The 18,371-nt window shown below is 54.3% G+C and carries 18 protein-coding genes; 10 read left to right on the forward strand and 8 right to left on the reverse strand.

What is annotated here, in order from left to right; all coding sequences use genetic code 11:
* Position 1: 1 nt before the first annotated feature.
* The 8 genes from lpxB to HZZ01_RS12680 all read left to right on the forward strand — a co-directional run bounded on the left by lpxB (position 2) and on the right by HZZ01_RS12680 (position 10,701).
* Positions 2-1,150 carry a lipid-A-disaccharide synthase gene (gene lpxB / locus HZZ01_RS12645; protein ID WP_179897786.1) on the forward strand — a complete coding sequence of 383 codons (1,149 nt, stop codon included), beginning with the start codon at positions 2-4 and terminating at the stop codon, positions 1,148-1,150.
* Positions 1,143-1,769, forward strand: a complete 627-nt coding sequence (gene rnhB / locus HZZ01_RS12650) for a ribonuclease HII (RefSeq protein WP_179897788.1) — start codon at positions 1,143-1,145, stop codon at positions 1,767-1,769. The genes lpxB and rnhB overlap by 8 nt, the downstream gene beginning before the upstream one ends.
* A gap of 31 nt (positions 1,770-1,800) precedes the next feature.
* Positions 1,801-5,283, forward strand: a complete 3,483-nt coding sequence (gene dnaE / locus HZZ01_RS12655; RefSeq protein ID WP_179897790.1) for a DNA polymerase III subunit alpha — start codon at positions 1,801-1,803, stop codon at positions 5,281-5,283.
* Positions 5,284-5,295: 12 nt separating this feature from the next.
* A complete protein-coding gene (gene accA / locus HZZ01_RS12660) occupies positions 5,296-6,252 on the forward strand; it encodes an acetyl-CoA carboxylase carboxyl transferase subunit alpha (protein WP_179897792.1) in 957 nt (318 codons plus the stop codon).
* 167 nt (positions 6,253-6,419) lie between these two features.
* Entirely contained in the window at positions 6,420-8,570 is a 2,151-nt protein-coding gene (locus HZZ01_RS12665; RefSeq protein ID WP_179897794.1) for a lysine decarboxylase LdcC, read from the forward strand.
* Positions 8,571-8,634: 64 nt separating this feature from the next.
* On the forward strand, positions 8,635-9,024 hold the full coding sequence (locus tag HZZ01_RS12670; protein ID WP_179897796.1) for a VOC family protein: 390 nt from the start codon (positions 8,635-8,637) through the stop codon (positions 9,022-9,024).
* A gap of 52 nt (positions 9,025-9,076) precedes the next feature.
* Positions 9,077-10,396: a tRNA lysidine(34) synthetase TilS gene (gene tilS / locus HZZ01_RS12675; RefSeq protein ID WP_179897798.1), complete on the forward strand. Its 1,320-nt coding sequence runs from the start codon at positions 9,077-9,079 to the stop codon at positions 10,394-10,396.
* A complete protein-coding gene (locus HZZ01_RS12680) occupies positions 10,393-10,701 on the forward strand; it encodes a cytochrome c (RefSeq protein WP_179897800.1) in 309 nt (102 codons plus the stop codon). The genes tilS and HZZ01_RS12680 overlap by 4 nt, the downstream gene beginning before the upstream one ends.
* Before the next feature lie 40 nt (positions 10,702-10,741).
* Here the strand turns inward: HZZ01_RS12680 and rof are convergent, their stop codons facing one another.
* Both rof and HZZ01_RS12690 read right to left on the reverse strand, forming a co-directional pair.
* Positions 10,742-11,002, reverse strand: a complete 261-nt coding sequence (gene rof, locus HZZ01_RS12685) for a Rho-binding antiterminator (protein ID WP_179897803.1) — start codon at positions 11,000-11,002, stop codon at positions 10,742-10,744.
* On the reverse strand, positions 10,989-11,189 hold the full coding sequence (locus tag HZZ01_RS12690; protein WP_010254172.1) for a YaeP family protein: 201 nt from the start codon (positions 11,187-11,189) through the stop codon (positions 10,989-10,991). The genes rof and HZZ01_RS12690 overlap by 14 nt, the downstream gene beginning before the upstream one ends.
* 217 nt (positions 11,190-11,406) lie before the next feature.
* On the opposite strand from HZZ01_RS12690, the gene arfB reads away from it, so the two are divergent.
* Positions 11,407-11,817, forward strand: a complete 411-nt coding sequence (arfB, locus tag HZZ01_RS12695) for an alternative ribosome rescue aminoacyl-tRNA hydrolase ArfB (RefSeq protein ID WP_179897806.1) — start codon at positions 11,407-11,409, stop codon at positions 11,815-11,817.
* 41 nt (positions 11,818-11,858) lie between these two features.
* Here arfB and proS read toward each other — a convergent pair whose 3' ends face one another.
* From proS to metN, 6 genes are all read right to left on the reverse strand, one after another.
* Positions 11,859-13,577, reverse strand: a complete 1,719-nt coding sequence (proS, locus tag HZZ01_RS12700; protein ID WP_179897808.1) for a proline--tRNA ligase — start codon at positions 13,575-13,577, stop codon at positions 11,859-11,861.
* Positions 13,578-13,666: 89 nt separating this feature from the next.
* The gene (tsaA, locus tag HZZ01_RS12705) at positions 13,667-14,371 is read right to left on the reverse strand and encodes a tRNA (N6-threonylcarbamoyladenosine(37)-N6)-methyltransferase TrmO (RefSeq protein WP_179897810.1); all 705 of its coding nucleotides are present in this window, start codon (positions 14,369-14,371) and stop codon (positions 13,667-13,669) included.
* The gene (rcsF, locus tag HZZ01_RS12710) at positions 14,368-14,766 is read right to left on the reverse strand and encodes an Rcs stress response system protein RcsF (protein WP_179897812.1); all 399 of its coding nucleotides are present in this window, start codon (positions 14,764-14,766) and stop codon (positions 14,368-14,370) included. The genes tsaA and rcsF overlap by 4 nt, the downstream gene beginning before the upstream one ends.
* 128 nt (positions 14,767-14,894) lie before the next feature.
* Positions 14,895-15,710, reverse strand: coding sequence for a MetQ/NlpA family lipoprotein (locus tag HZZ01_RS12715; protein ID WP_090964440.1), 816 nt, complete (start codon positions 15,708-15,710; stop codon positions 14,895-14,897).
* Positions 15,711-15,744: 34 nt separating this feature from the next.
* The gene (locus HZZ01_RS12720; RefSeq protein WP_031375299.1) at positions 15,745-16,398 is read right to left on the reverse strand and encodes a methionine ABC transporter permease MetI; all 654 of its coding nucleotides are present in this window, start codon (positions 16,396-16,398) and stop codon (positions 15,745-15,747) included.
* Positions 16,391-17,422, reverse strand: a complete 1,032-nt coding sequence (metN, locus tag HZZ01_RS12725; RefSeq protein ID WP_179897814.1) for a methionine ABC transporter ATP-binding protein MetN — start codon at positions 17,420-17,422, stop codon at positions 16,391-16,393. Before metN ends, HZZ01_RS12720 begins: the two co-directional genes overlap by 8 nt.
* Positions 17,423-17,611: 189 nt before the next feature.
* On the opposite strand from metN, the gene gmhB reads away from it, so the two are divergent.
* Positions 17,612-18,172, forward strand: a complete 561-nt coding sequence (gmhB, locus tag HZZ01_RS12730) for a D-glycero-beta-D-manno-heptose 1,7-bisphosphate 7-phosphatase (RefSeq protein ID WP_179897816.1) — start codon at positions 17,612-17,614, stop codon at positions 18,170-18,172.
* Positions 18,173-18,371 lie beyond the last annotated feature (199 nt).

Raw genomic sequence — 18,371 nt, forward strand, 5'->3', positions numbered from 1 at the left:
CATGTCAGCGCGTCCTTTAACGATTGCCCTGGTCGCCGGAGAAACCTCCGGCGATATTCTTGGTGCAGGTCTGATTCGAGCCCTCAAAACCCGCCACCCTGATGCACGCTTTGTCGGCGTGGCGGGGCCACTGATGCAGGCAGAAGGGTGTGAAGCCTGGTATGAGATGGAAGAGCTGGCGGTAATGGGCATCGTTGAGGTGCTGGGTCGCCTGCGACGTCTGCTGACAATCCGCCGTGATCTCACGCAGCGCTTTACCGAACTCAGACCTGATGTCTTTGTCGGCATTGATGCGCCCGATTTTAATATCACGCTGGAAGGCAATCTCAAACAAACGGGCATTCGCACTATCCACTATGTCAGTCCATCAGTGTGGGCATGGCGTCAAAAACGCGTGTTTAAGATTGGTCGTAACACCGATCTGGTGCTCGCCTTCCTGCCGTTTGAAAAAGCCTTCTACGATCGCTATAACGTTCCCTGCCGCTTTATCGGTCACACCATGGCGGATGCCATGCCGCTGCAACCTGATAAACTGGCTGCACGCCGTCATCTCAGCATTGCCGATGATGCGCTCTGTCTGGCCCTGCTGCCCGGCAGCCGGGGTGCGGAAGTGGAAATGCTCAGCGCTGATTTCCTTAAAACCGCTCAATTGTTGCGTCGTCACTATCCGGCGCTGGAAATTGTGGTGCCGCTGGTTAACGCGCGTCGCCGCGAACAGTTTGAGAAGATCAAAGCCGAAGTCGCTCCCGAGCTGCCGATGCATCTGCTGGATGGTCAGGGACGTGAAGCAATGATTGCGAGCGATGCCGCACTCCTGGCGTCCGGTACTGCCGCACTGGAGTGCATGCTGGCAAAATGCCCCATGGTCGTCGGGTATCGCATGAAGCCGGTCACTTTCTGGCTGGCTAAACGGCTGGTGAAAACGCCTTACGTCTCGCTGCCAAACCTGCTGGCAGGGCGAGAGCTGGTCAAAGAGTTACTGCAGGATGAGTGCCAGCCTGAAGCCCTGGCCGCGGCATTAGATCCGCTGTTGCATACCGGACCCGAGCGCGAAACATTGCTGCAGACGTTTCATGAATTACATCAACAGATCCGCTGGAACGCCGATGAGCAGGCAGCGGATGCGGTACTGGAGCTGGTGAATGCCTGATTTTATCTATCCTGTCGCCAGACTGATTGCCGGAGTGGACGAAGTGGGTCGCGGTCCGCTGGTCGGCGCGGTGGTCACTGCTGCTGTGATCCTCGATCCGGCAAACCCGATTACCGGCCTGGCTGACTCGAAGAAGCTGTCGGAAAAACGCCGCCTGGCCTTGTACGACGAAATCAAAGAGAAAGCGCTGGCATGGAGTCTGGGGCGCGCAGAACCCGAAGAAATCGATCAGCTCAACATTCTGCACGCTACCATGCTGGCGATGCAGCGCGCCGTTGCTGGCCTGAGTATTCAGCCCGACTATGTGTTGATTGATGGAAATCGTTGTCCGGCACTGGCTATGCCTTCTCAGGCCGTCGTCAAAGGGGATAGCCTGATTGCCGAAATCAGTGCGGCATCGATCATCGCCAAAGTATCGCGTGATCGTGAAATGGCCGAACTGGACCTGCTGTTCCCGCAGTATGGTTTTGCGCAGCACAAAGGTTATCCGACGGCGCTGCATATGGAAAAACTGACGCAATATGGCGTCACGCCGCACCACCGTCGCAGTTTTGCGCCCGTACGCAATGCGCTGCTCGATGCTGAAGTACTGGCTGCCCGCCAGACCCTTACGCTTTAATAGCCTGACGCTGTTTTAACCGGAAACTGATATGGCTGAACCCCGTTTTATACATCTGCGTGTCCACAGTGACTATTCTATGGTTGATGGCCTGGCGAAAACCGGGCCGTTGATCAAGAAGGCGGCAGCCCTTGGCATGCCTGCGATAGCGATTACCGACTTCACTAACCTCTGTGGCCTGGTGAAATTTTACGGTGGTGCACACAGCGCAGGGATAAAGCCGGTCATTGGTGCTGATTTCAACGTTGCCAGTGAGCTGATGGGCGATGAACTGACACAGCTTACCGTGCTGGCATCCAGCAATATTGGATATCAGAATCTGACGCTGCTGATCTCCCGCGCCTATCAGCGTGGTTATGGCGTCGACGGCCCCATCATTGATCGCGACTGGCTGATTGAATTGCAGGAAGGATTAATTCTGCTGTCGGGTGGACGCCGTGGTGATGTGGGTCGCAGCCTGTTGCGCGGTAACAATGCCCTGGTTTCGCAGTGTCTTTCGTTTTATCAGCAGCATTTTCCCGACCGCTATTATCTGGAGCTGATTCGTACCGGTCGTCAGGACGAAGAGAGCTATCTGCATGCGGCAGTTGAACTGGCGATCGCAGAGGGAATACCGGTCGTTGCCACCAATGAAGTCTGTTTTATCAATGCAGAAGACTTCGATGCGCATGAAATTCGCGTTGCCATTCATGATGGCTATACGCTGGATGATCCCAAGCGTCCGCGCAACTACAGTCCTCAGCAATATATGCGCAGCGAAGAGGAGATGTGTGAGCTGTTTTCGGACATCCCGGAAGCGCTTGAAAACAGCGTAGAGATTGCTAAGCGTTGTAATGTGACGGTGCGACTGGGCGAGTATTTCCTGCCGCAGTTCCCGACCGGCGACATGACTACTGAAGATTATCTGGTGGTGAAATCCCGTGAGGGCCTGGAAGAGCGTCTGGCGTTCCTGTTCCCGGACGAAGCTGAACGTCTGGATAAACGTCCGGAATATGATGAGCGTCTGGAGATTGAGCTCACCGTTATTAACCAGATGGGATTCCCTGGTTACTTCCTGATCGTAATGGAGTTCATCCAGTGGTCCAAAGATAACGGCGTGCCGGTCGGGCCGGGTCGTGGCTCCGGTGCTGGTTCATTGGTGGCCTATGCGCTGAAAATCACCGATATCGATCCGCTGGAATTTGACCTGCTGTTCGAACGTTTTCTGAACCCGGAACGTGTCTCGATGCCCGACTTTGACGTCGACTTCTGCATGGAGAAGCGCGATCAGGTGATCGAACACGTCGCAGATATGTATGGACGTGAAGCGGTTTCCCAGATTATTACCTTCGGCACCATGGCGGCCAAAGCGGTCATCCGCGATGTGGGCCGTGTGCTGGGTCATCCTTACGGCTTTGTCGATCGCATTTCAAAACTGATACCGCCCGATCCCGGCATGACGCTGGAAAAAGCGTTTATCGCTGAACCGCAGCTTCCTGCGATGTATGACGCAGATGAAGAGGTTAAAGCGCTGATCGACATGGCGCGTAAGCTGGAAGGGGTTACGCGAAACGCGGGTAAACATGCAGGTGGCGTGGTCATTGCGCCCACGAAGATCACCGATTTTGCGCCGCTCTACTGCGATGAGCATGGGCAGTTCCCGGTCACCCAGTTCGATAAAAATGACGTGGAATATGCTGGCCTGGTGAAGTTCGACTTCCTGGGTTTGCGTACGCTGACGATCATCGACTGGGCACTGAAGATGATCAATCCGCGCCGGGAAAAACAGGGTCTGGAGCCGATCGACATCGCTTCTATCCCGCTGGATGATAAGAAAAGTTTCGACATGCTACAGCGCTCGGAAACCACTGCGGTATTCCAGCTTGAATCGCGCGGCATGAAAGATCTGATTAAGCGTCTGAAGCCTGACTGCTTTGAAGATATGATCGCACTGGTAGCGCTATTCCGTCCCGGTCCACTACAGTCGGGCATGGTAGATAACTTCATTGACCGTAAACATGGCCGTGAAGCGATCTCTTATCCTGATATCCAGTGGCAGCACGAAAGTCTGAAGCCAGTACTGGAGCCAACCTACGGCATCATCCTCTATCAGGAACAGGTGATGCAGATCGCCCAGGTTCTCTCCGGTTACACCCTGGGTGGTGCAGATATGCTGCGTCGCGCCATGGGTAAAAAGAAACCCGAAGAGATGGCCAAACAGCGTTCCGTATTCCGTGACGGCGCCGAAAGCATGGGTATCGACGGCGAACTGTCGATGAAGATCTTCGATCTGGTAGAAAAATTTGCAGGTTATGGCTTTAACAAGTCACACTCTGCGGCTTACGCACTGGTTTCCTACCAGACCCTGTGGCTGAAAGCGCACTATCCGGCAGAGTTCATGGCGGCGGTAATGACCGCCGATATGGATAACACCGAGAAGGTGGTTGGTCTGGTCGATGAGTGCTGGCGGATGGGGCTGAAAGTCCTGCCGCCCGATATTAACTCCGGTCTTTATCCCTTCCACGTCAATGACGCGGGTGAGATCGTCTACGGAATCGGCGCGATCAAAGGCGTGGGTGAAGGCCCGATCGAAGCGATCATTGATGCCCGTAATGAAGGCGGCTATTTCCGCGAGCTGTTTGATCTCTGCGCCCGTACCGACACCAAAAAGATCAACCGTCGGGTGATGGAGAAGCTGATCATGTCCGGGGCATTTGATCGCCTTGGACCGCATCGTGCGGCGCTGATGAGTTCACTCAGTGACGCGTTAAAAGCCGCCGATCAGCATGCGAAAGCCGAAGCGATTGGCCAGGCGGATATGTTTGGCGTGCTGGCAGAAGAGCCGGAGCAGGTTGAGAAGTCGTATGCCAGCGTCACGCCATGGCCTGAACAGGTGCAACTGGATGGCGAGCGGGAAACGCTGGGGCTATACCTTACCGGCCATCCGATTAATCAGTATCTGAAAGAAATTGAGCGTTACGTTGGCGGGGTGCGGCTGAAAGATATGCATCCTACCGATCGGGGTAAAATTACAGTGGCGGCCGGTCTGGTGATCGCCGCACGGGTAATGGTCACCAAACGCGGCAACCGAATTGGTATCTGTACTCTTGACGATCGCTCCGGTCGTCTTGAGGTGATGTTATTTACCGATGCGTTAGATAAATACCAGCAGTTGCTGGAGAAAGACCGAATCCTGATCGTTAGCGGACAGGTCAGCTTTGATGACTTCAGTGGTGGGCTTAAAATGACCGCTCGTGAAGTCATGGACATCGACGAAGCTCGCGAAAAATACGCGCGCGGACTTGCTATCTCGCTGACGGACAGGCAAATTGATGACCAGCTATTAAACCGGCTCCGTCAGTCCCTGGAACCTCATCGATCAGGGACTATTCCGGTGAATCTCTACTATCAGAGAGCCGACGCGCGAGCGAAGCTGCGCTTTGGTGCAGCGTGGCGAGTTTCGCCCAGCGATCGTTTACTTAACGATCTGCGCTCGTTGATTGGATCGGAGCAGGTGGAACTGGAGTTTGACTAGAACAGGAACATTATGAGTCTTAATTACCTGGATTTTGAACAGCCAATTGCAGAACTGGAAGCGAAGATCGATTCGCTGACCTCAATTGGTCGTCAGGATGATAAACACGTTAATCTGGATGAAGAAGTTCAGCGTCTGCGTGAGAAAAGCGTTGAGTTGACCCGTAAAATCTTCGCCGATTTGGGCGCATGGCAGATTGCTCAACTGGCGCGTCATCCGTTACGTCCTTACACGTTTGACTACGTTCGCAATGCCTTCGACGATTTCGATGAGCTGGCAGGCGACCGTGCTTATGCGGATGACAAAGCGATTGTGGGCGGGATTGCGCGTCTTGATGGACGTCCGGTGATGATCATCGGGCACCAGAAAGGCCGTGAAACCAAAGAGAAGATTCGCCGTAATTTCGGCATGCCTGCACCCGAAGGCTATCGCAAAGCGCTGCGCCTGATGGAGATGGCTGAGCGTTTCAAAATGCCAATCATCACCTTCATCGACACACCGGGTGCGTATCCTGGCGTGGGCGCGGAAGAGCGTGGGCAGTCTGAAGCGATCGCCCGTAACCTGCGTGAAATGTCTGGCCTGAAAGTACCGGTCATCTGTACGGTGATTGGAGAGGGCGGTTCAGGTGGTGCGCTGGCGATTGGCGTGGGCGATAAAGTGAATATGCTTCAGTACAGTACCTATTCAGTGATCTCGCCGGAAGGCTGTGCCTCGATTCTGTGGAAAAGCGCAGACAAAGCGCCGCTGGCTGCTGAAGCGATGGGCATTACCGCTCACCGTCTGAAAGAGCTGAAGCTGATTGACTCAGTGATCCCTGAGCCGCTGGGTGGCGCACATCGCCTTCCGGTTGATATGGCGCAGTCACTTAAGCAGCAGCTGCTGGCTGACCTGGCCGATCTCGATGGATTAAGCACTGAAGAGCTGCTGGATCGTCGTTATCAGCGCCTGATGAGCTACGGCTACGCCTGATTTAGCCTCATCAATAAAAGCGGACTTCGGTCCGCTTTTTTTATGCCGCCGTTTTTCTCCGCATCCTGTCCGAGGCCTTTCAGTCTCATCCGATCGTCCCCTTGCTACACCTTCCCCTGGTTAGCGGTTATGCTTGTCCGGTTGTACAACAATCACGGAGATGGGCATTGAATATTCTGGCGATCATGGGCGCGCACGGCGTGTTTTACAAAGATGAACCGTTACGCGAACTCGACGCGGCGTTAAATCTGCAAGGCTTCCAGCTGCTTTACCCCAAAAACAGTGACGATTTGCTTAAACTGATCGAACACAATCCGCGTATCAGCGGTGTCATCTTCGACTGGGACACGCACAACAGTCCGGAACTGTGCGGTGAGATTAATCAGCTCAACGAATACCTGCCACTGTATGCCTTTATCAACACCCACTCGCAGATGGACATCAGCATCAATGAGATGCGCATGCCGCTGCACTTCTTTGAGTATGCGCTGAATGCTGCCGACGATATTGCGCTGCACATCCGGCAGTATACCGATGACTATCTCGACCACATTACGCCACCGCTGACCAAAGCGCTGTTCACCTATGTGAAAGAGGGCAAGTACACCTTCTGTACGCCGGGACATATGGCGGGCACCGCGTTTCAGAAGAGCCCGGTAGGCTGCCTGTTTTATGATTTCTTCGGGGCCAATACCCTGAAGTCAGACATCTCAATTTCCGTTACTGAGCTGGGGTCGCTGCTGGATCACACGGGTCCGCATCTTGAAGCCGAAGAGTACATCGCTCGTACTTTTGGCGCCGAGCAGAGTTACATGGTGACCAACGGCACCTCAACGTCGAACAAAATTGTCGGCATGTATGCCGCACCAGCGGGCAGCACCGTGCTGATCGATCGTAACTGCCACAAGTCGCTAACTCATCTGCTGATGATGAGCGATCTGGTTCCGATCTGGCTGAAGCCGACGCGCAATGCGCTGGGGATTCTCGGCGGTATCCCGAAGCATGAATTTACCCGCGAGAGTATTACGCAGAAGGTGGCGACGACAGAACGCGGCACCTGGCCGGTTCATGCGGTGATCACCAACTCCACTTACGATGGCTTGCTCTACAACACCCAGTACATCAAAGAGACGCTGGATGTGCCGTCGATTCATTTCGATTCCGCCTGGGTGCCTTACACTAATTTCCATCCGATCTACGCCGGTAAAAGCGGCATGAGTGGTGACCGCATACCCGGAAAAGTGGTGTATGAAACGCAATCGACCCACAAATTGCTGGCGGCGTTTTCGCAGGCGTCCATGATTCACATTAAAGGCGACTACGACGAACAGACGTTTAACGAAGCCTACATGATGCACACCACCACTTCGCCTAATTACGCCATTGTCTCTTCGATTGAAACCGCTGCGGCGATGCTGCGCGGTAATCCCGGCAAGCGACTGATCAATCGCTCGGTGGAGCGCGCGCTGCATTTTCGTCGTGAGATCCAGCGCCTGCGCGAAGAGTCCGACAGCTGGTTCTTCGATATCTGGCAGCCGGAACAGATCGACGAAGCGCAGTGCTGGGCGATCCAGCCCGGTGAAGAAGAGTGGCACGGATTTACTCAGGCCGATCGCGATCACATGTACCTCGATCCGATCAAAGTCACTATCCTGACGCCGGGTATGAGCGAGCTGGGAGAGATGGCAGACGAGGGGATCCCGGCGGCGCTGGTGGCGAAGTTTCTTGATGAGCGCGGCATCGTGGTAGAGAAAACGGGCCCCTACAACCTGCTGTTCCTGTTCAGTATCGGCATCGACAAAACTAAAGCGATGAGCGTACTGCGCGGTCTGACCGAGTTTAAACGCGCCTACGATCTCAATCTGCGGGTGAAGAATATGCTGCCGGATCTCTATGCCGAAGATCCCGACTTCTATCGCAATATGCGCATTCAGACGCTGGCGCAGGGGATCCATCAGCTGATACGCCATCACGATTTGCCGCGTCTGATGCTGCAGGCGTTTGATGTGCTGCCCGAAATGAAGATGACGCCGCATCAGGCGTTTCAGCAACAGGTGAAGGGCAACATCGAAACGGTGGATCTCAGTGAACTGGTCGGGCGGGTGTCGGCCAACATGATCCTGCCTTATCCACCAGGCGTTCCAGTGGTGATGCCGGGAGAGATGATCACCGAAAAGAGCCGGGCCGTGCTCGATTTCCTGCTGATGCTGTGCAGTATTGGCCGGCATTATCCGGGTTTCGAAACGGATATTCACGGTGCCAGCCTGACGGAAGAAGGCGAGTACCGCGTCCGCGTGCTGAAAAACGATCCCGCATAAACCTTTAAACGACCAACAGCGGCAGGGTGTCTGCGGACAGCCTGCCCGAATCAGGATATCCACTATGTTGCAGTTAACCGCTATTCACCACATCGCCATCATCGCTTCTGACTATCCGCGCAGCAAAGCGTTCTATTGTGACGTGCTGGGCTTTCGTCTGATGGGCGAATATTACCGTGAGGCGCGCGACTCCTGGAAAGGCGACCTGGCCTTACAGGATCGCTATACCATTGAGCTGTTCTCTTTTCCTGAGCCGCCAGCGCGTGTCAGTCATCCTGAAGCGTGTGGCCTGCGTCATCTGGCCTTTACCGTGCCGGATGTAGCCGCCGCTGTCGCCACGCTGGCCAGTAAAGGCGTAATTTGCGAGCCGATTCGCATTGATGAACTGACCGGTAAACAATGTACGTTTTTTGCCGATCCGGATGGTTTGCCGCTGGAGCTTTATCAGGCGTAAAATAGCGCACTCAGCGGGCGACATGCAGTGGCCCGATTTTCTGGATTCTGCCATGCCTTTGCCCGCTTTTGACGCTCTGTTGCAACCTGATGCCGCGCTGGTGGTCGCCTTCAGTGGCGGACTCGATTCAACCGTGCTGCTGCATCAGCTTCGCGACTGGCAGGCGCAGCATTCTCATTCACATCTGCGGGCGCTGCATGTTCACCACGGGCTCAGCCCGAATGCTGACCGCTGGGCAGCACATTGCCTGTCGGTATGCGAGCAGTGGCAGCTGCCGTGTGAGGTACTGCGCGTCACGGTGGATGGCAGGGAAAACGGCATTGAAGCCGCTGCCCGCGTCGCCCGTTATCAGGCACTGAGTGCGGCACTGCAGCCGGGCGAGGTGTTACTCACCGCGCAGCACCTCGACGATCAGTGTGAAACTTTTATGCTGGCGCTGAAGCGCGGCAGTGGTCCGGCCGGGCTGGCGGCGATGCCCGCCGTGCGTGCGCTGGATTCTCATCAACTGATACGTCCGCTGCTGAATCAGTCGAGACTGTCGCTTGAAACTTATGCCGACGCCCATCAGCTGGTGTGGATTGAGGATGAAAGCAATCAGGATCAACGCTATGACCGTAATTTCCTCCGTCAGCGGCTGTTGCCTGAGTTATACCAGCGCTGGCCCCATTTTGCCGAAGCGACAGCCCGAAGTGCGGCGTTGTGCAGTGAGCAGGAGCAGTTACTGGATGAACTGCTCGCCGGCCAACTGGCTGAGCTCATCCAGCCAGATGGCAGCCTGCACTTTCCGCCCTTGATGGCCATGAGTGAGCTGCGTGCTAATGCGTTATTGCGCCGCTGGATTGCCGGGCAGGGGGGAGCGATGCCATCCCGTGACGCGCTGAAACGCATTCGCGATGAAGTGATGGTGAGTCGGGAGGACGCGCAGCCCCGGCTGCGATTCGGTCAGTCTGAACTCCGTCGTTACCGTCAGCAACTCTACTGGCTGCCGTTGTTGAGTTCATTGCGCGGCACCGAGCTGGCATGGCTCGATCTCTTCCAGCCGCTGACGTTACCGCAGAACCTGGGCACGCTGCGTGCCAGCCAGTCGCAAAGCCTGCTGCGCTATCCTCAGCCGGATGAGCAGGTCAGCGTGCGATTTCAGGCGCAGGGTCAAGTTCATCCGGTGGGGCGTCATGGTGGAAGGGAAATGAAAAAGCTGTGGCAGGAGTTACAGATACCGCCGTGGCAGCGAGAACGGTTGCCGTTAATCTTTTATAACCAGACGCTGATCTGTGTTCCGAATCTGTTTGTTACCCATGCTGGCGCGGCCAGTGATCAGCAGGGCTGGCAGATAGTCTGGGACAGGGCATCCAGCGCAGGAGAACAACAATGAAGCAATGGCTTGTCGCCTGTTTAGTGGCGGTTGTGTTACCGGCGTGGGCTGCGGGTGATGCGCAGCGTGGTGCGCAGAAAGCTGGGCGTTGCATAGCCTGTCATGGCGCAGAGGGGAAAGCGGTGGTGCCTCTTTACCCCAATCTGGCCGGGCAGCACGCACCTTATCTGGAACATGCGCTGCAGGCGTATAAAAAGGGCGAGCGCAGTGGGGGTCAGGCTGAGGTGATGAAGGCGTTTGTGGCGGGGTTGAGTGACGGCGATATAGCGGATCTGGCGGCATATTACAGTTCGTTGCAGCCCTGAGGTTTAACAGGGCGGGAAGGTCCCGCCCGTGATGCGTTTCTTACTCTGCGCTGACAACGACTGTACCCAACTCTGGATGGGTAAAACTGGCGATATGGTCGAGACGTAATTCGCGATGTTCACCAGAGAGATCGATAGCCAGATATTCCACGTTTTTTCGTGAAAAAATCTCTTTAGCCTTTGCCTTAAGCTGCTCGCCATCTTTCATTTCCAGCGAAAGCATCCATTTGTTCTGGCAGGCGAGTTCCAGATTATCGTAATCATCGCAATTGATAGGTTGGTACGCTTCATTTATCAACATAGTCGCTCACCAATAAGTTAGCAGCGGCATAGGCCGCCTGTTCCCTGACAGAAGAGTTTAGCTCAGTATTTGCGGCAACATCATTAAGTGCCTTCAATGCGCAGCCAATCGCATCCGGTATGTAACCTAAATCCCCGCTGCCGATTTCGGCATACTTCCGGCGAACTAACTCACAATAATTTTGCACGTGGCCCTCCTCGGCAGAGCATGAATACTCTGGTTAACTGGCGACTATATCATAGCCATTTAGAGGAAATCAGCTTGTGTAAAGCAGGAACCGTGCGTGAAACACTGCTAAAGTGACAGATTCCGCTGTCTGAAGCGGAATGAATCAGAGCACAAAAGGTTAATTTGATGAACAGGCTATCGGAGGTCAACGTGGTTAAGGTGTGGGGAGCAAGCCAATGATTATGCTATCCCGTTCGGTTGAGATTCCGGAGAGTGAGATTGAGCTGACGGCGATTCGTGCTCAGGGCGCAGGCGGACAACACGTCAACAAAGCCAGCACTGCTATTCATCTGCGTTTCGATATTGCTGCCTCTTCACTGCCTGCGTTTTATAAAGAGAGGTTGCTCACCGCCAGCCACCATTTGATTACTGTTGAGGGCGTCGTGGTGATTAAGGCGCAGGAGTACCGCAGTCAGGAGATGAATCGTGAAGCGGCGCTACAACGTCTGGTCAATTTGATCCGGGAGTTGAGTACCGTTGAAAAAGCCCGGCGCGCCACGCGGCCGACACGGGCTTCGAAAGAGCGTCGTCTGGAAGGAAAAGCCCGCCGCAGTTCGACCAAATCGATGCGCGGCAAGGTACAATAAAAAACGCCCCGCAGGCGGGGCATTTGAGTAACGCTAAGAACTTACTTATTCAGAGCCTTGAGCAGGAAATCGACGATTTCATCCTGCTTTATCATCTGCTTCTCACCAGCACGACGTGACTTATATTCAATCTCCTGATTATCGAGATTGCGGTCGCCGATGACGATGGTGTGTGGCACACCGATCAGTTCCATATCTGCGAACATTACGCCCGGACGCTCTTTACGGTCATCCAGAATAACGTCAACGCCTTTGGCACGCAGTGTGGCATACAGCTCTTCCGCCAGCTCTTTAACGCGGAACGATTTCTGCATGTTCATTGGCAGAATTGCCACCTCAAAAGGTGCCAGTGCGGCTGGCCAGATGATGCCGCGGTCGTCATGGTTCTGCTCAATGGCTGCCGCCACCACGCGAGTGATGCCAATACCGTAGCAGCCCATGCTCATCACCTGATTACGGCCGTCTTCACCCTGAACGGATGCTTTCAGTGCGTCAGAATACTTAGTACCGAGCTGGAAGATGTGCCCGACTTCGATGCCGCGTTTAATCTGCAGCGTACCTTTGCCATCCGGACTTAAATCGCCTTCGACCACGTTACGGATATCCGCAATGCTGGCCAGCGGCAGATCACGCTCCCAGTTAATGCCGAAGTAGTGTTTACCATCGACATTGGCACCCGCGCTGAAATCGCTCATCTTCGCCACGGTACGGTCGGCAATGATTGGCATCTGCAGACCCACAGGCCCGATTGAACCCGGACCCGCACCGACGGCGGCGCGAATTTCTTCTTCAGTCGCGAAGACCAGCGGCGATGCAACGATGGCTGATTTCTCTGCTTTGATCTCATTCAGCTGATGATCGCCGCGCACCAGCAGGGCAACCAGCGCGTGCTCGCTCTCTTCGGCACCTTTAACAATCAGCGTTTTCACTGTTTTTTCAACAGGCACATTGAATTGCTCAACCAGCTCCGCAATCGTTTTTGCGTCTGGCGTCTCAACCAGCTGCATCTCCTGCGACGGCGCGGCACGTTCGCCAGCGGGAGCGACGGCTTCGGCCAGCTCAATGTTGGCGGCATAATCAGAATCGGTAGAGAAGATCACATCATCTTCACCGCTCTGCGCCAGCACCTGGAACTCATGTGATGCGCTGCCGCCGATAGAGCCGGTATCAGCCTGCACGGCGCGGAAATCGAGCCCCATACGACTGAAGATCTGGCTATAGGCGTGGTACATCGCGTCATACGTTTCCTGCAGCGACGCCTGTGACGTGTGGAACGAGTAAGCGTCTTTCATAATGAATTCGCGCGAACGCATCACGCCAAAACGCGGACGCACTTCATCACGGAATTTGGTCTGAATCTGATACAGATTGAGCGGCAACTGCTTATAAGAGCTCAGCTCGTTGCGGATCAGGTCAGTGACCACCTCTTCATGCGTCGGACCCAGCACGAACGGACGCTCGTGGCGATCGGCAATCCGTAACAGTTCCGGGCCATACTCCTCCCAGCGACCGCTCTCCTGCCACAGGTCGGCGGGCTGCACAACCGGCATTAAAATCTCAACCGCGCCCGCGTTGTTCATCTCTTCACGCACGATGTTTTCAACTTTTTTCAGCACGCGAACCCCGGTCGGTAACCAGGTGTACAAGCCAGAAGCCAGTTTGCGGATCATACCGGCGCGCAGCATCAGCTGGTGGCTGATCACTTCAGCGTCGGAAGGCGTCTCTTTCTGAGTAGAGAGCAGATATTGAGTAGTACGCATTGATTACGATTCCAGTTGATCGGAAAGTCACAGACAGAATTTTGCTGGCGGCTAGTGTACCAGTGAGATCACCGGCTCAAAAGCGGGTTTTAACGCGGGTCGATAGCGATCACTTCAGTACCGGCATCGTCGATGCGCCAGCGTACATTAAAATCCATCAGCCAGGCCGCATATTCCCGCTCCTGCGTTTCGCCCTGACGGTAAGCGGGGCGGGGATCCTGTGCCAGCACTTCACTGATAAAGCGTGCCAGATTGGGGTAGCGTGACTGCTGGTGAAGTTGCTGTTGGGCCAGGTCGGAGAAGCGAACCGGCATATCAGCCGCAGGTGCCGTCTGCGCAAAACCCGCCTCGGCGTGAGGGAGCGCTTCGGCAAAAGGCAGATAAGGTTTGATATCCACCACCGGCGTTCCATCGATCAGATCCAGACTGCCAAGCTGCAGGATCACCTGCTGCTTCTCAATCCTGATTCCTTTCAGTTCAACCAGCGACATCCCAATGGGATTGGGACGGAACGTTGAACGTGTCGCGAATACACCCATGCGCGCATTGCCGCCCAGACGGGGAGGGCGAACGGTGGGACGCCAGCCACCTTCCATCGTCTGATGGAATACAAACAGCAACCAGAGATGGCTGAACGCTTCCAGCCCGCGTACTGCTTCCGGCTGATTATAAGGTGGCTGCAGATGAAGTTCGCCGCCGCCATCCTGGACCAAACCTGGCTGGCGCGGCACGGCAAACTTCTCTTTCCACGGCGAATGGATTACCCCAATTTGCGCAAAGGTGAACGCACTCATTGACTGCTGACTTTCAGCGCTGAACCCTGACAGACGGCCTGACGATAGCAGCCTGGCGTGCCGGTGACGATTTCACACTGATGCAGCAGCACTGCATTGGCTTTCATCTGTGACGCTTTGATCTGCAGACGTTTACGTGCTGTCGCGATATTGGCCGGGGAGTTCTGATTGCTGCTCTGACAATCTTCAGCGGAGACTTCACCCAAATCGCGGAACGGCTTGCTGACCAGATCGGCGGCATCGGTATAGAGCTTAACCGGGGCGGGTCGCGCTACAGGCTTGCGGGTCGGTTCACTGGATTGCTGCGGCCGGGACGGTGCGCTGCTTATCGGGTGATACTCATGAACACACCCTGTCAGCATCAATGCTAACAAGCAGAGCGGTAAAAAACGCATGGCAACATCCTCAGGTTTCAAAAAGTGGCGTTATTGAAACAAGGACAAGAATAAATAACAAGTCGGGCAGGGCACCCAATAACAGAAAGGGCGGCATAGCGCCGCCCTTAAGGAGATGTACAGCTGAATTACCAGCCTTTAACCGCGCCGCCGTTAAAGACTTTGTTAGCTTCTGCGTAGACTTCATCAGACTGGTAAGCCTTGACGAATTTCTTCACGTTTTCTGCATCTTTATTATCTTCACGCGCGACAATCAGGTTCACATAAGGTGAATCTTTATCTTCGACGAAAATACCATCTTTCGCTGGCGTCAGGCCAATCTGGCTGGCGTAGGTAGTGTTGATCACCGCCAGTGCGATCTGCTGATCGTCCAGTGAGCGTGGCAGCTGCGGCGCTTCCAGCTCAACAATTTTCAGATGCTTAGGGTTCTCGGTGATATCCAGCGAGGTTGGCAGCAAGCCCACGCCATCTTTCAGTTTGATCAGACCCACTTTCTGCAGCAGCAGCAGCGTACGGCCCAGGTTGGTCGGATCGTTTGGAATAGCAACCTGCGCGCCATCCTGCAGTTCATCCAGTGATTTGATCTTCTTCGAATAGCCTGCGATTGGGTAAACGAAAGAATTACCCACTGAAACCAGCTTGTAGCCACGATCTTTGATCTGCTGATCAAGGTAAGGTTTATGCTGGAAGGCGTTAACATCGATATCGCCTTTGCTCAGCGCTTCATTTGGCAGAACGTAGTCGTTGAACGTGACCAGCTCAACGTCCAGACCATACTTATCTTTAGCCACTTTCTGCGCTGCTTCAGCAACCTGCTGCTCAGCACCGACAATCACGCCCACTTTGATGTGGTTAGGGTCTTTCTCTTTTTGATCGCATCCTGCCAGCGCAATCGCGCCAATCAGTGCACCCACAGCGGCAATTTTCTTGAATCTGAAAGACATATCCTTTCCTTCTTAATAATGTGATATTGCTTGCTTATTTATGGGACACAGCACGCACGATGCGGTCGCCACAGAATTGAATGAGATACACCAAAACCACTAACAACACCAATACCGTATTCATCACAGTGGCGTTATATCCGATATAACCATACTGATAACCGATCTGTCCCAGGCCACCTGCACCCACCGCGCCACCCATGGCGGAGTAACCGACCAGCGTAATCAGCGTGATGGTCGCCGCGTTCACCAGGCCTGGCATCGCTTCCGGCAGCAGAACCTTACGGATGATCTGCATTGGCGTGGCGCCCATAGCACGTGACGCTTCAATCAGGCCGGTTGGCAGTTCCAGCAGGGCGTTTTCAACCATACGCGCAATAAATGGCGCTGCGCCGACTGTTAATGGCACGATGGCCGCCTGCAGTCCGATTGAGGTGCCGACGATCACGCGGGTAAACGGAATCATCCAGACCAGTAAGATAATGAAAGGAATCGAGCGGAAAATATTCACCAGCGCAGAAAGCACGCGATAAAGCCCCTGATTCTGAAGAATCTGTCCAGGCCGTGTCACATAGAGTAAAACGCCGACCGGCAGTCCCAGCACAAAACCGAAAAAGCCCGAGACGAAGGTCATCATCAGCGTTTCCCACACGCCCCGTCCCAGCAACCACATCATCGCCTCAGACATAACCTAACACCTCTACTTTCACACGATTCTCCTTCAGCCAGGCTATCGCCTCGCGGGTATCGCCCTCTGTGCCGTGCATTTCGGCCAGCATAATGCCGAACTTCACGCCACCGGCGTAATCCATCTGGGCACTGATAATGTTGTTATTGACGTTATACCGGCGAGCCGCTTCGGAAAGCAGCGGTGCATCAACCGATTTACCGGTGAACTCCAGTCGCAGCAGAGGCACGGTGCCTTCAGCGGCGGTGTCAGACAGACGCTGCTTGTAATCATCCGGGATATCCAGATGCAGCGTTGACTGAATAAACTGCTGTGCCAGAGGCGTCTTGGGATGCGAGAAAACTTCACTGACGCTATCTTTCTCTATCAGCTCACCGTGACTGATGACTGCAACCTGATCGCAGATGCGTTTCACCACATCCATCTCATGGGTGATCAGCAGAATTGTCAGGCCAAGCCGACGATTAATGTCTTTAAGCAATTCCAGAATTGATCGCGTTGTCGCGGGATCCAGTGCGCTGGTGGCTTCATCACACAGCAGGACCTTGGGATTGCTGGCCAGGGCACGGGCAATCGCGACACGCTGCTTTTGTCCGCCCGACAGATTGGCGGGCCACGCATCATGCTTATCTGATAATCCCACCAGTTCCAGCAGCTCAGTGACGCGAGCGTTGATCTGAGCGCGGGAGAGATTACCGAGTTCCAGTGGCAGAGAGACGTTGCCTGCGACGGTCCGGGAGTTCATCAGGTTGAAATGCTGAAAGATCATTCCGATCTGGCGGCGGGCCTGGGTTAACTGACGTTCGTTGAGTGCGGTTAAATCAGATCCATCGACCAGCACGCGGCCCGAAGTTGGGCGCTCCAGCAGGTTAACGCAACGAATCAATGTACTTTTACCGGCACCGGACGCGCCGATAACGCCATAAATCTGTCCGGCAGGCACATGCAGACTCACATCCGTTAACGCCGGAATACTTCTTGTGCCTTGCTGAAACACCTTGGTGATATTTTCTAGTTTAATCATTATGTTATTTATTATCGTGTTGCGTTGTCCGTGGTGTGGGAGGCCTCGTCGCTTTTATTCATGATAAAAGCTGGATGGATGTTAAGGCATCCAGACGTCTAAATCAATGGAAGTGATTCAATCTGACATTCTCCCTTTTATAGCAATCATGCGATACTGATTGGCAATTTTTACAGCAGGAGTTTCTACGTGGCGAATAAAGTCCCCGCTATTTTTCTTGATCGTGATGGCACCCTTAATGTCGATAATGGCTATGTCCATGAGATCGATGACTTCCAGTTTATTGACGGTACGATTGAAGCGCTGCAACAACTGAAGGCAATGGGATATGCGCTGGTGGTTGTGACCAATCAGTCTGGCATAGCGCGCGGTATGTTTACCGAAGATACCTTTATGCGGCTGACTGAATGGATGGACTGGTCGCTGGCCGATCGCGACGTTGATCTTGATGGCATCTATTTCTGTCCTCACCATCCTGAAGCAACAGTAGAAGCGTTTCGTCAGGAGTGTGACTGCCGTAAGCCCCAGCCGGGAATGTTGCTGACGGCGCAGGAAGAACTGCATATTGATATGGCTGCTTCTTATATGGTGGGTGACAAGCTGGAAGACATGCTGGCCGGTAAGGCTGCCGGTGTTGGCACCAAAGTGCTGGTACGCAGCGGTAAACCGGTCACGGCTGAAGGTGAAGCGGCAGCAGATTGGGTAATTAATAGCCTTGCAGAGCTGCCAGGACGCATTAAAAAGGGTTAAAACGGCGCTTTTGTGCAAATTTCAGGCGAACAGTAAAAAAGTTGAAGTTTGCACTTGCGCTCTCTCAGCCGTTCCCTATAATGCGCCTCCATCAACACGGAACACCGGCAACGGGAAACGGGCTGAGAGGCACAGGAGACTGCGCCGCCGGAGAAAAACTTCTGAAATAGAGGTTGACTCTGCAGGAGGAAAGCGTAAT

The organism is Pantoea sp. WMus005 (genome assembly GCF_013415305.1).
GTDB lineage: Bacteria > Pseudomonadota > Gammaproteobacteria > Enterobacterales > Enterobacteriaceae > Pantoea > Pantoea rara.

Bases quoted from the DNA above. Each gene is read 5' to 3' on its own strand.
- lpxB (WP_179897786.1), top strand. From the start codon at position 2: ATGTCAGCGCGTCCTTTAACGATTGCCCTGGTCGCCGGAGAAACCTCC.
- rnhB (WP_179897788.1), top strand. From the start codon at position 1,143: ATGCCTGATTTTATCTATCCTGTCGCCAGACTGATTGCCGGAGTGGAC.
- dnaE (WP_179897790.1), top strand. From the start codon at position 1,801: ATGGCTGAACCCCGTTTTATACATCTGCGTGTCCACAGTGACTATTCT.
- accA (WP_179897792.1), top strand. From the start codon at position 5,296: ATGAGTCTTAATTACCTGGATTTTGAACAGCCAATTGCAGAACTGGAA.
- HZZ01_RS12670 (WP_179897796.1), top strand. From the start codon at position 8,635: ATGTTGCAGTTAACCGCTATTCACCACATCGCCATCATCGCTTCTGAC.
- tilS (WP_179897798.1), top strand. From the start codon at position 9,077: ATGCCTTTGCCCGCTTTTGACGCTCTGTTGCAACCTGATGCCGCGCTG.
- HZZ01_RS12680 (WP_179897800.1), top strand. From the start codon at position 10,393: ATGAAGCAATGGCTTGTCGCCTGTTTAGTGGCGGTTGTGTTACCGGCG.
- rof (WP_179897803.1), bottom strand. From the start codon at position 11,002: ATGTTGATAAATGAAGCGTACCAACCTATCAATTGCGATGATTACGAT.
- arfB (WP_179897806.1), top strand. From the start codon at position 11,407: ATGATTATGCTATCCCGTTCGGTTGAGATTCCGGAGAGTGAGATTGAG.
- proS (WP_179897808.1), bottom strand. From the start codon at position 13,577: ATGCGTACTACTCAATATCTGCTCTCTACTCAGAAAGAGACGCCTTCC.
- tsaA (WP_179897810.1), bottom strand. From the start codon at position 14,371: ATGAGTGCGTTCACCTTTGCGCAAATTGGGGTAATCCATTCGCCGTGG.
- rcsF (WP_179897812.1), bottom strand. From the start codon at position 14,766: ATGCGTTTTTTACCGCTCTGCTTGTTAGCATTGATGCTGACAGGGTGT.
- HZZ01_RS12715 (WP_090964440.1), bottom strand. From the start codon at position 15,710: ATGTCTTTCAGATTCAAGAAAATTGCCGCTGTGGGTGCACTGATTGGC.
- HZZ01_RS12720 (WP_031375299.1), bottom strand. From the start codon at position 16,398: ATGTCTGAGGCGATGATGTGGTTGCTGGGACGGGGCGTGTGGGAAACG.
- metN (WP_179897814.1), bottom strand. From the start codon at position 17,422: ATGATTAAACTAGAAAATATCACCAAGGTGTTTCAGCAAGGCACAAGA.